The sequence below is a fragment of the Clostridia bacterium genome (assembly GCA_024685775.1).
GTDB lineage: Bacteria > Bacillota > Clostridia > Christensenellales > CAG-1252 > CAG-1252.
In genome coordinates, this window is record JAIKVL010000038.1 from 75,652 (window position 1) to 87,727 (window position 12,076).

At 53.6% G+C, this 12,076-nt stretch carries 10 protein-coding genes; 9 read left to right on the top strand and 1 reads right to left on the bottom strand.

Annotated elements, in window-relative coordinates:
* Positions 1-9 precede the first annotated feature (9 nt).
* From K5753_07265 to K5753_07300, 8 genes are all read left to right on the top strand, one after another.
* On the top strand, positions 10-1,314 hold the full coding sequence (locus K5753_07265) for a phenylacetate--CoA ligase (protein ID MCR4726999.1): 1,305 nt from the start codon (positions 10-12) through the stop codon (positions 1,312-1,314).
* A 3-nt stretch (positions 1,315-1,317) separates the two neighbouring features.
* A complete protein-coding gene (iorA, locus tag K5753_07270; protein ID MCR4727000.1) occupies positions 1,318-3,060 on the top strand; it encodes an indolepyruvate ferredoxin oxidoreductase subunit alpha in 1,743 nt (580 codons plus the stop codon).
* Entirely contained in the window at positions 3,057-3,626 is a 570-nt protein-coding gene (locus K5753_07275) for an indolepyruvate oxidoreductase subunit beta (protein MCR4727001.1), read from the top strand. The genes iorA and K5753_07275 overlap by 4 nt, the downstream gene beginning before the upstream one ends.
* An 18-nt stretch (positions 3,627-3,644) precedes the next feature.
* Positions 3,645-4,943 carry a phenylacetate--CoA ligase gene (locus K5753_07280; protein ID MCR4727002.1) on the top strand — a complete coding sequence of 433 codons (1,299 nt, stop codon included), beginning with the start codon at positions 3,645-3,647 and terminating at the stop codon, positions 4,941-4,943.
* Positions 4,944-4,958: 15 nt separating this feature from the next.
* Positions 4,959-5,390, top strand: a complete 432-nt coding sequence (locus K5753_07285) for an amino acid-binding protein (protein MCR4727003.1) — start codon at positions 4,959-4,961, stop codon at positions 5,388-5,390.
* 1 nt (position 5,391) lies between these two features.
* A complete protein-coding gene (locus K5753_07290; GenBank protein ID MCR4727004.1) occupies positions 5,392-6,207 on the top strand; it encodes an amidohydrolase family protein in 816 nt (271 codons plus the stop codon).
* A complete protein-coding gene (locus K5753_07295) occupies positions 6,204-7,388 on the top strand; it encodes a pyridoxal phosphate-dependent aminotransferase (GenBank protein MCR4727005.1) in 1,185 nt (394 codons plus the stop codon). The genes K5753_07290 and K5753_07295 overlap by 4 nt, the downstream gene beginning before the upstream one ends.
* Before the next feature lie 871 nt (positions 7,389-8,259).
* A complete protein-coding gene (locus K5753_07300) occupies positions 8,260-8,772 on the top strand; it encodes a peptidylprolyl isomerase (protein MCR4727006.1) in 513 nt (170 codons plus the stop codon).
* Positions 8,773-9,591: 819 nt separating this feature from the next.
* Here K5753_07300 and K5753_07305 read toward each other — a convergent pair.
* Complete coding sequence (locus tag K5753_07305; protein ID MCR4727007.1) at positions 9,592-10,467, bottom strand: diacylglycerol kinase family lipid kinase; 876 nt, start codon at positions 10,465-10,467, stop codon at positions 9,592-9,594.
* 653 nt (positions 10,468-11,120) lie between these two features.
* On the opposite strand from K5753_07305, the gene K5753_07310 reads away from it, so the two are divergent.
* Positions 11,121-11,975, top strand: a complete 855-nt coding sequence (locus K5753_07310) for a hypothetical protein (protein ID MCR4727008.1) — start codon at positions 11,121-11,123, stop codon at positions 11,973-11,975.
* Positions 11,976-12,076: the final 101 nt, after the last annotated feature.

The following is a 12,076-nucleotide window of genomic DNA, read 5'->3' on the forward strand; positions in this document are numbered from 1 at the left end:
AGAAAGAAAATGATTTGGTCTGAAATGGAAACGCTTCCGAGAAGCGAGATAGAAAAGATTCAGCTCGAACGCTTGCAGGAGACGGTCAAACGCGTCTACGAAAAGGTGCTTCCGTACCGTAAGAAGATGGACGAAGCGGGCGTAAAACCCGAGGACATCAAGTCCTTGAAGGATCTCGCGCGCCTTCCCTTTACGACGAAAGCCGACCTGCGCGACAATTATCCGTTCGGTCTGTTCGCCGTTCCGAAAAAGGATCTCGTCCGCGTCCACGCGTCTTCGGGGACGACGGGTAAACCCACCGTCGTCGGATACACGAAGAACGATCTCGCGACTTGGACGGAATGCGTGTCGCGTATCGCCGCGATGGGCGGAGCCACGGCGGACGATATGGCGCAGATTTGCTTCGGTTACGGAATGTTTACCGGCGCGCTCGGACTGCATTACGGCTTGGAGAATATCGGCGCGACGATCGTCCCGTCTTCGACCGGAAACAGCGAAAAGCAGATCATGTATATGAAAGACTTCGAAACGACCCTTTTGGTCGCGACTCCGTCCTACGCGCTTCGCCTCGCCGAAGTCGCCGCGGAAATGGGCGTGGATATCAAAAAGGATCTCAAAGTCCGTATTGCGCTCGTCGGCAGCGAACTTTTGACCGACGCGATGCGCGAAGAAATGCATAAGGTTTGGGGCGACGATTGCTTGGTCACCAGCAATTACGGAATGAGCGAACTGATGGGCCCCGGCGTTTCGGGCGAATGCGAAGAACTTGCCGGAATGCATATCAACGAGGATTTCTTTATCCCCGAGATCATCGACAGCGTGACGGGCGAAGTCCTGCCCGCGGGATCGAAGGGCGAACTCGTCGTCACCTGCATCAAGAAAGAAGCGCTTCCCTTGATCCGTTACCGCACGAAGGACGTGACCCGTTTGATCTACGAGCCCTGCAAGTGCGGCCGCACGACTTGCCGCATGGAAAACCTCGACGGCAGGACGGACGATATGCTCAAAATCCGCGGCGTGAACGTCTTCCCGTCGCAGATCGAAGAGGTCCTGCTCCACACCGAGAATATCGGACCGCACTATGAGATCGTCGTCACGAGGGAAGGGCATTCGGATAAACTCGAAATCCGCGTCGAACTCAAAAAGGCGACGGATAATTTCGCGGAGCTCAAAGAAATCGAAAACAAAATCAAATCGAAATTACGCGTCGTTTTGGGATTGGACGCAAAGATCAGTCTCGAATCGCCGAACACCCTTCGCCGTTTCGAAGGCAAGGCGGCGAGGGTCAAAGATCTGCGTAATTTAAGGGGGTAACGTATGAAGAAATTGATGTTAGGAAACGAAGCGATCGCGCGCGGCGCGTACGAAGCGGGCGTTAAAGTGTCCGCCGCGTATCCCGGAACGCCGAGCACGGAGATCAGCGAGAATTTCGCAAAGTACGGCGAAGTGTACGCCGAATGGGCGCCGAACGAAAAAGTCGCGGCGGAAGTCGCGATCGGCGCGTCGATCAGCGGCGTTCGCAGTATGTGCTGTATGAAGCACGTCGGCTTGAACGTCGCCGCCGATCCGCTCTTTACTTTTTCTTATACCGGCGTGGGCGGCGGAATGGTCGCGGTCGTCGCGGACGATCCCGGTTTGTACTCCTCGCAGAACGAGCAGGACACGAGGCTTATTGCGCGCGCCGCGATGATCCCGGTTATCGAGCCGTCGGACAGCGCGGAGGCGAAAGAGTTTATCAAACTTGCCTACGATCTCAGCGAAAAGTACGACACGCCGATCATTCTCAGGACGACGACCCGCCTTTCTCACTCGCAAGGCGTCGTCGAGCTCGAAGAGCGCAAAGAGGTCGCAGACAAGCCTTACGAGAAGAGAATCGATAAGTACGTTATGATGCCGGGTATGGCGAAAAAGCGTCACGTCCTCGTCGAAAAACGCCTGAACGAAATGGCGGAGAACGAGTGCGGCGCGCCGTTGAATCGCATTGAGTACGGTGACAAAAAGATCGGATTCATCACGAGCGGTATCGCGTATCAGTACGTCAAAGAGGCGATGCCCGAAGCGTCCGTCTTGAAGCTCGGTCTTTTGAATCCCCTTCCCGTAAAATTGATCAAAGAATTTGCGGCGAACGTCGACACCTTGTACGTCTTCGAGGAACTCGAACCCCTTGTCGAAGAAAAAGTAAAATCCCTCGGGATCAAATGCATCGGCAAAGAGATCTTTACCCGCCAAGGGGAGTACAGCGCGAATCTGCTCCGCAAAGCCGTCCTCGGCAAAGCGGATTACGAAGCGCCTCTCGCGGATCTTCCCGCGCGCCCGCCCGTCCTCTGCCCGGGTTGCCCGCATAGGAGCGTCTTCTCCGTTATGAAGAAGCTGAAACTGCACGTTATCGGCGATATCGGGTGCTACACGCTCGGCGCCGTTCCTCCCGTCTCCGTCATCGAAACGACGATCTGTATGGGCAGCAGTATTTCGACCCTTCACGGCGTCGAAAAGGCGAAGGGCAAAGACTATATCAAAAATTGGGTCTGCGTCATCGGCGACAGCACCTTCCTTCACACCGGCGTAAACAGCCTGATCAACTCGGCGTATAACGAAAGCACCGGCACGGTCGTCATCCTCGACAATTCGACGACGGGTATGACGGGTCACCAAGAGCACGCCGCGACGGGTAAGAACCTCAAAGGCGATATCGCGCCCGCGATCGGTCTCGAAAACCTGTGCCGCGCGATCGGCGTAAAGAACGTCCGCACGGTCGGCGCGTTCGACCGCGAAGCGCTCGCCGCCGCTTTGAAAGAGGAAACGCAGAGGGAAGAGCTTTCCGTCATCATCTGCAAAGCGCCCTGCGCGCTTCTCAAAGGCAACGTCTTTAAGGAGAAAGTCTTCGTGGACGCGGAAAAGTGCATCGGGTGCGGCGCTTGCATCACCTGCGGTTGCCCCGCGCTCAGCAAGGACGAATTCGGGAAAGCGAAGATCAACCCCGAAATGTGTAACGGTTGCGGGCTTTGCGCTTCGAACTGCCGTTTCGGCGCGATGGAGAAAAGGGAGGTCGTAAAGAAATGAACGTAAATATTATGATCGTCGGCGTGGGCGGACAAGGCACGCTTTTGACGAGCCGCATTCTCGGCGGCATCGCTATGGAAAAAGGCTACGACGTAAAACTTTCGGAAGTTCACGGTATGGCGCAGCGCGGCGGAAGCGTCGTGACGTTCGTGCGTTACGGCGACAAGGTCGCGGAGCCCATCGTCGAAGAAGGGCAGGCAGACGTCTTGATCGCGTTCGAAAGGCTCGAAGCCGCTCGTTATCATCAATTCTTGAAGAAGGGCGGCGTTATGATCGTGAACGACGTCGTGATCGAGCCGATCACCGTCATTTCCGGCGCGGCGAAATACCCGTATAACGTCCTCGACAGCTTGGAGGATAAGTATAAGATCGTCAAGATCAACGCAAACGAGATCGCAAGCGCGGTCGGTAATCAAAAGGTCTTCAATACCGTCGTGCTCGGCGTCGCGGCGAGGTTTATGGGGGTCGAAAAGGAAACTTGGCTCAAAGTCATTGAGAACACCGTTCCGCCGAAGACGGTCGAGATCAATAAAAAGGCGTTCCTGACCGGTTTGGAAAACGGTTGATCGCAAATGGGAGAACGTATGATTTGGAATAAAGAAATGGAGACGATGAGCCGCGAGGATATGCGCGCGCTGCAAAGCGAAAGGCTCGTCAAGACGGTCAAGCGGGTGTATGAAAAAGTCCCCGCCTATCGCGCGAAGATGGATGCGATCGGTTTGAAACCCGAAGACATCAAAGGGGTCGAGGATCTCTCGAAGCTTCCGTTTACGACGAAAGCCGACCTGCGCGATAATTATCCCTTCGGGCTGTTCGCCGTCCCGCAAGAGGAGATCACGAGAGTGCACGCTTCTTCGGGAACGACCGGAAAACCCACCGTCGTCGGGTACACGGAGAACGATATCAAGATGTGGAGCGAATGCGTCGCGCGTTGTATGACGATGGCGGGCGTCACGAAGAAAGATATCGTCCAGATCGCCTACGGTTACGGGCTTTTTACCGGCGGACTCGGCGCGCATTACGGCGCGGAATATATCGGAGCGACGACCGTCCCGATGAGCACGGGCAACACGCAAAAACTCATCACCTTGATGAAAGATTTTCAGGCGACGGCGATCGCCTGCACGCCTTCTTATCTTTTGCATATCGCGGAAGTTTTGAAAGAGGGCGGCGATCTCGACAAGATCAAACTTCGCGCGGCGATCTGCGGCGCGGAACCTTGGACGGAAGATATGCGCCTGAGAATCGAGAATATCCTCGGCGTCAGCGCGCACGATATTTACGGGCTTTCCGAAGTGATGGGTCCGGGCGTCGCTTGCGACTGCGAATATCATAACGGACTGCACGTCTGCGAAGATAACTTCATTCCCGAGATCATCTCCCCGACGACGTTGGAGCCTTTGAAAGAGGGCGAGACGGGCGAACTCGTCTTTACGACGATCACGAAAGAGGGGCTTCCCTTGATCCGTTACAGGACGCGCGATCTGACTTCGATCTCTTACGAGCCCTGCAAGTGCGGCAGGACGACTTGCCGCATCAGCCGCTTTAAGGGAAGATCGGACGATATGCTGATCATCCGCGGCGTAAACGTCTTCCCGTCGCAGGTCGAAGAAGCCCTGCTTCGCGTGGACGGCGTAAGCCCGCATTATCTGATCATCGTCGATCGCGTCAACAATCTCGACACGATGGAGATCATGGTCGAAGTGGATGAACGGTTTTTCAGCGACGAGATCAAAGGTCTCGAAGCGTTGGCGGTCAAGATCGGCAAAGCCGTTCAGCAGATGATCGGTCTGAACGCGAAGATCAAACTCGTCGAACCCAGAACGATCGAGCGCAGCATGGGCAAATCCGTGCGCGTTCAAGACAAACGCAAACTTGTGTAAAAGGAGGAGGAAACTATGCAAGCGAAACAAGTATCGGTTTTTATTGAAAACAGAGAAGGCAGGCTCGAAGAGGTCCTCGCCGCGATCAAAGCGGCGGGCGTCAACATTTTGTCTTTGTCTCTCGCGGACACGAGCGAGTACGGGCTTTTGCGCCTGATCGTTTCCGATCCCGACGCGGCGGATAAAGCCTTGAAAGAAGGGGGATTTTCTTCGATGCTGACGAGCGTCCTCGTCGTCCGTTTGAATAACGAAGTCGGCTCTCTGCAAGATCTTCTCGTCGCCGTCGCAAAAGAAAAGATCAATCTCGAATATATGTACGGCTTGACGATCGAGAAAGAAGGCAAAGCGTCGCTCGTCATCAAAGCGTCCGATCTCGACAAGGCGGCGGCTGTCCTGAAAAAGGCGGGCGCGGATCTTTTGTCTAACGAGGAGATTGTCACCCTGTAATATGATCATCGACTTTCACGCGCACGCATTCCCCGACGCTCTCGCGGAGCGTTCGGTCTCGTTTCTCGCCGCGCAGGCGAATCTTCCCGCTTTTTCGGACGGAACGACCGCGGGGCTTATTCGAAGCGCGAAGACGATCGGCGCGGACGGCGCCGTCGTCCTTCCCGTCGTGACCAAGCCTTCGCAATTCCGCTCGATCAACGCGTTCGCGAAGAAGATCGATAGCGGCGAATTCGATCGCGACGGAGTAAAACTCCGCTCGTTCGGCGGCGTTCATCCCGATTCGGAAAGCGTAAAAGAAGACGTGAAAGCGATCAAAGCGCTCGGCTTGAAGGGGATCAAACTGCACCCCGATTATCAGGGCGTTTTCGTGGACGACGACAAGGTCCTCCGCGTGATCGACGCGGCGATGGAAGAGGGACTTTTCGTCTCGATCCACGCAGGTTTGGATCTCGGATTTCCCGGTCAGGAAATTCGTTGCACGCCGAAGCGCGCGAAGAGAATGCTTTCTCTGACGGGGGCGACGAACGTCATCCTCGCCCATATGGGCGGGTTTATGCTTTGGGAAGAGGTCGCGGATCTGCTTGTCGGCAAAAACGTGATCTTCGACACGGGCGTCGTCGCGAAATATATGGACGTTTCTCTCGCGCGAAAGATCGTCCGCGCGCACGGTGCGGATAAGATCCTGTTTGCGACGGATTCCCCTTGGGCGAGCTACGAGGACAGTTTCGCGTTCGTTCGTGCGATGGGGCTTTCGAAAGAGGAAGAAGATTTGATTTTCGGCTTAAATGCCGCGAAAATTTTGGAGGAAAAATGATCTGTAACGAAAAAATGTACGCGCTCGGCGCGAAACGGTCGGTCATACGCGAACTCTTCGAGTACGGCAAAAAGAGAAAAGCCGAAGTCGGAGAGGAGAACGTCTTCGATTTCAGCCTCGGCAATCCGAGCGTCCCGCCACCCCAAGAAGTCAAAGAGACGCTGACCCGCCTTTTGCTCTCGGGGAACGAAACCGCGCTTCACGGTTATACCTCGGCGCAGGGCGATAAAGGCGTTCGCGAGACCATCGCGAAGAATTACGAAAAAGCGTTCGGCTTCGCGTTCGATCCCGAACTGATGTATATGACTTGCGGCGCGGCGGCGTCCTTGACGATCTCGCTGAACGCGATCGTAAAAGACGAAAAGGATGAGATCGTGACTTTCGCGCCGTTCTTCCCGGAGTATCGCGTCTTTACCGAAAAGGCGGGCGCGACTCTCGTTCCCGTCGCTCCCGCGGAAGGGCTGGATATATCCCTCGAAGGGCTCGAAGCCGCGCTGAACGAGCATACGCGCGCGGTCATTATCAATTCGCCGAATAACCCGAGCGGCGTCGTCTACTCGGAGGAGAAACTCAAAAAGGTCGCGGAGATCCTTGCCGCGGCGGGTAAAAAATTCGGTCGCCCGATCTATTTGATCTCGGACGAACCCTATCGCGCGCTCGTCTTCGACAAGAAGCCCTCGTGCTTGCCGAGCCTTTATAAGGACACGATCGTTTGCTATTCCTATTCGAAGGCGCTTTCCCTCCCGGGCGAGCGTATCGGATATATCGCGATCTCGCCGCTTGCGGAAGAAGCGCAGGAGCTTTATCTCGCCGTTTGCGGGGCGGGCCGCGCGCTCGGTTACGTTTGCGCGCCGAGCCTCTTCCAATATCTCGTCAAGGAATGCGACGAAAAGACCGCGGATATAAACGTCTACCGCGCGAATCGCGATCGCCTGTACTCCGCGCTGACCGAAATGGGCTTCGAGTGCGCGTATCCGTCGGGCGCGTTTTACCTCTTTATGAAATCCCCGACCGGAAGCGCGTCGGAGCTTTCGGAAGAAGCGAAAAAGCTGGATATCCTCGTCGTTCCGAGCGATAGTTTCGGGTGCGAAGGTTACGTCCGTATCGCGTACTGCGTAAGTCCGGAGATGATCGAAAAGAGCTTGCCCGCGTTTGAAAAGCTCGCGCGCAGGTTCTTTTAATTCCGCAAAATCGAAAGGGTTTTCTGCGTCATTCCGAACGGAGTGAAGAATCCCTAAACGCGAAGTAGGAAGCGGATGAGATCCTTCGACACGCTCGATTCTCTCGCGGCTCAGGATGACGATATTATAATTCCTCGTCATATTGAGCGGAGCGAAGCGGAGTCGAAATATCCCCTAAGGCGAAGCGGCGTGAAATAAGGATGAGATCCTTCGACACGCTCGATTCTCTCGCGGCTCAGGATGACGAATAGAGGAAGGAAGGCTTCGCGGGTTGCAGGACAAGGCGATCCCTCGGCAGGCTCGGGATGACAAATAAGAAGTGACAGCGCAGGAAAAGTCTCTATTGTCATTTCGACCGAAGCGGAGAAATCGCCGATTACCGTTCGTCATATTGAGCGAAGTGAAGCGGAGTCGAAATATCCCCTAAGGCGAAGCAGTGAGAAATAAGGTTGAGATTCTTCATTTCGTTCAGAATTACGATTTATAAAAAGCGGAGGAGATCCTTCGACACGCTCAGGATGACGAATGAAGAAAGCGGGGTTTCGCGGGTTGCAGGACAAGGCGATCCCTCGGCAGGCTCTGGATGACAAATAAGAAGTGACAGCGCAGTCGAATGCCCTATTGTCATTTCGACCGAAGCGGAGAAATCGCCGATTACCGGTTATTGAAAGCGGGGCTTTGCGGATAGAAATACAAGGCGATCCCTCGGCAGGCTCGGGATGACGATATTATAATTCCTCGTCATATTGAGCGGAGCGAAACGGAGTCGAAATACCTCCTAAGGCGAAGCAGTGAAGAATCCCCGAATGCGAAGCGGCAGAGGTCTTTCGGCTTCGCATAGGATAAGAATAAAAGAAAAAAGGAGAAAACTATGTCTTATATCGAAAGCAAAGAACAAACGGATACCGTCAAAATCGAAATGGAAAGCGGCAGCAGCCTTGTGATCGCGCTTGACCCGAAGAATGCGCCCATCACGGTCCAAAACTTCAAAAAGCTCGTCGGCGCGGGCTTTTATAACGGCTTGATCTTTCACCGCGTGATTTCCGGCTTTATGGTGCAGGGCGGCGACCCGACCGGGACGGGGATGAGCGGAAGCAAAGAGAAGATCAAGGGCGAATTCTTGATGAACGGCGTCCGCAACACCCTTTCGCATAAGCGCGGCGTGATCTCGATGGCGCGCACGAACGACCCGAATTCGGCTTCTTCGCAGTTCTTTATCTGCCACGCGGACGCGAACTTCCTCGACGGACAGTATGCGGCGTTCGGCGCGGTCGTTGAAGGGATCGAGACGGTGGATGAGATCGCCGCGGCGCCGACGAATTCGATGGACAAGCCCATTAAACCGCAGGTGATGAAACGGGTTTATTTCGTCGAGCGCGTATAATAAAACGGCTTTGCCTATTGCGCGATTGATTTGTTTCTGACTTCAAAATCGCACGGTTACGTACAAGTAGTACGCGCCCGTGCGATTTTTTGTCGTGCCTCGCACGCACTATCCGATGCAAAGCCGTTTATTGAAAGAGTGGCTTTGCGGGTCGCAGGACAAGGCGATCCCTCGGCAAGCTCGGGATGACAAGTAATAAGGAAGTGACGGTGCAGGAAAAGTCTCTATTGTCATTTCGACCGAAGCGGAGAAATCGCCGATTACCGTTCGTCGTATTGAGCGGAGCGAAGCGGAGTCGAAATATCCCCTAAGGCGAAGCAGTAGAAAAGCGGATGAGATCCTTCGACAGGCTCAGGATGACGAATAGAGAAAGAAAGGCTTCGCGGGTTGCAGGACAAGGCGATCCCTCGGCAAGCTCGGGATGACGAATAAAAAGAGACTGCGCAGGCAAATTGTCTCTTGTCATTTCGACCGAAGCGGAGAAATCGCCGATTACCGCTCGTCATATTGAGCGGAGCGAAGCGGAGTCGAAATATCCCCTAAGGCGAAGCGGCGTGAAATAAGGCTGAGATCCTTCGACAGACTCAGGATGACGAATAGAGGAAGCAGGGGTTCGCGGGTCGCAGGACAAGGCGATCCCTCGGCAAGCTCGGGATGACAAATAAGAAGTGACGGCGCAGGAAAAGTCTCTATTGTCATTTCGACCGAAGCGGAGAAATCGCCGATTACAAAAAGTACGGTTGCGATTTGCAACCGTGCTTTAAGTGAATGATAAGGAATAAAAAGGTATTTCCGCGCCTTGGTCTCGGTTCGAAGGGATCAAAGGAACATTTTCAGCTTTCCCTTTACGATCTTTGCAGAGATCTTACTTTCCGAGCGAACTTCGCCGTCGATTTGGAGCTTTCCTTCGCCCGCATCCAAAATCTCGACTTCGGCTTCGGTCGAGCGATACACTTTCGTGTAGGGTTGCAGGTGAATTTTCCCGCCGAGGAATTTCAAAAGAGCGGGAAGAATTTTTCCTTTCTTCAAGTTGTCGATGACGACGAGATCGAGCGCGCCGTCGCGCACGTCGGACGCGGGAGAGATCGGCATTCCGCCCCCGATAAAAGAGCCGTTCGCCACCGCGACCATAAAGACGTCTTGTTCGTTTTCGACGTCGCCGATCTTGAAGCGGACGTGATGGGGTTTGAAATGGCTGAGGACGTAAAACAGCGAAAGGTAGTACTTGATTTTCCCGTGAAAATGCTTCATCGAAGCGTATTTTACAAGGACGTCCACGTCCATTCCGAGTCCGCAAACGTTCAAACAGCGTCGATTCGCGAGCTGAATATAATCGAGGTTTTGGATTTTGCCCGCCAAAACGATGTTCAGCGCATTTTCGGCTTTCTTCGGAATTCCGAGCTTGCGCGCGAAATCGTTGCCCGTTCCGCAAGGGATCAAACCGAAGGTCACTTTGTCGAAATCTTCCACGCCGTTGATGGCTTCGCTGAAAGTCCCGTCCCCGCCGATGACGATAATATTCGTCTCTTCGCCGGAAGAAGTAATTTCGCGCACGATATCCGTGCAGTGTCCTTGGCTTTGCGTCGGATGCTCGATAAAAGCAATGCCGTTTTTATTGAGTTCGGATTTTACGTATTCCGCGGTTTTCAGCGTCTTTTTCTGACCCGCGGTCGGATTATAAACGATATGAAACATAGCGCCCTCGCTTAATGATGTTAACTTATTCTAACACGCGAAGACGGAAATGTCAATATGCGATAATAACGGGGAATCCCTCGGGTGCGCTCGCTTCGTTCGCTTCTCGGGATGACGAATTGATTTTTCCATGCGTCATTCTGAACGGAGTGAAGAATCCCCTAATGAAGCGGACGAGATCCTTCGACACGCTCGATTCTCTCGCGGCTCAGGATGACGATTTACAAAAAGCGGATGAGATCCTTCGACACGCCTTGCGGCGGCTCAGGATGACGAATAGAGGAAGAAAGGCTTCGCGGGTTGCAGGACAAGGCGATCCCTCGGCAGGCTCAGGATGACGAATAGAGAGTGAAGGCGCAGGCAAATTCTCTCTTGTCATTTCGACCGAAGCGGAGAAATCGCCGATTACCGTTCGTCATATTGAGCGGAGCGAAGCGGAGTCGAAATATCCCCTAAGGCGAAGCAGTAGAAAAGCGGATGAGATCCTTCGGCTTCGCTCAGGATGACGATATATTAAATAAGGATGAGATCCTTCGATTTCGCCTTGGAGGAAGGTATTCTTTTCCTCGAAAAAACAAGAGTCGGCGTCTCGTTTTCGCGCAACTTTGGTTTGACTTATTGCCTTTTTGATCGGCTTATGGTAATATAAAGCCATGAAGAAAGAGAACAAAGAAAAGCTTGTGATAGAGCAAGAAAAGAAACCGAGCCTTTTCAAATCGAAAGAAGGCAAGGATCTTAAAAAAGAAAAACTTCCGAAGACCGATAAGGATCTTAAAGATGCGGAAGGCATTCGCAAGGAGCTCGGCGAACTTAAAAGGCTCCTTACTCTTCCCGAAGTCGCGAGGGACGAGCGCCTTTCCCGCAGTTACGTTAAAAGGATCAACGCGATCTCTCCCGTCTCCGAAGCGTTCGACACCTATGCTTTGAGCGGGGACGACGAGGACGCGGAGAATCTCAGCAAAGAGCTTTTGAAGCTTTCGCTCGAATCCTTCGGTCCGGACGTTCACGCGGGCGCGGGCGTGTGCGTGCGTACATTAAATAATAAGGCGCCTCTCGACGAAGAAGAGATCGAAGCGATCCTCAAAAAGCAGTTGCCCATCTTCGGCGTCAAAGTTCGCGCCGCAGAACTCGGCTCGGACTTTGTGCGCTTCGAATGCGTCGGCGAAAAGGCGTATGCCGCCGTCTCGCAAATGGAAAAGGACGTTTTCGGAAAGGATATCGCGTTTTCCTTCTACCCGATCCTCGTGGCGCAGAATAGGATCTCGGAGGAAGACGTCCGCACGGATATTTTCAACAGCTCGGGGAAGGGCGGGCAGAACGTCAATAAAGTCGAGACCGCCGTCCGTATGACCCATATCCCCACGGGGATCACCGTTACCTGCCAAGACGAGCGTTCGCAGCTCCAAAATAAGAAGCGCGCCGCGATGATTCTGAAAGAGCGCGTCGCCGAATACTATGAAAACGAGCAGGAAGCCTTGATAAAAGAGGCAAAATCCAAGCTTTTTTAGAGAAAAAGGTATATTATATACCAAAATTACTCTCAAAATGAACTATGTAGCTTACGAAATTCATTTTGAGAGTTTTTTTTCGTCCGAAAAGGACCGATATG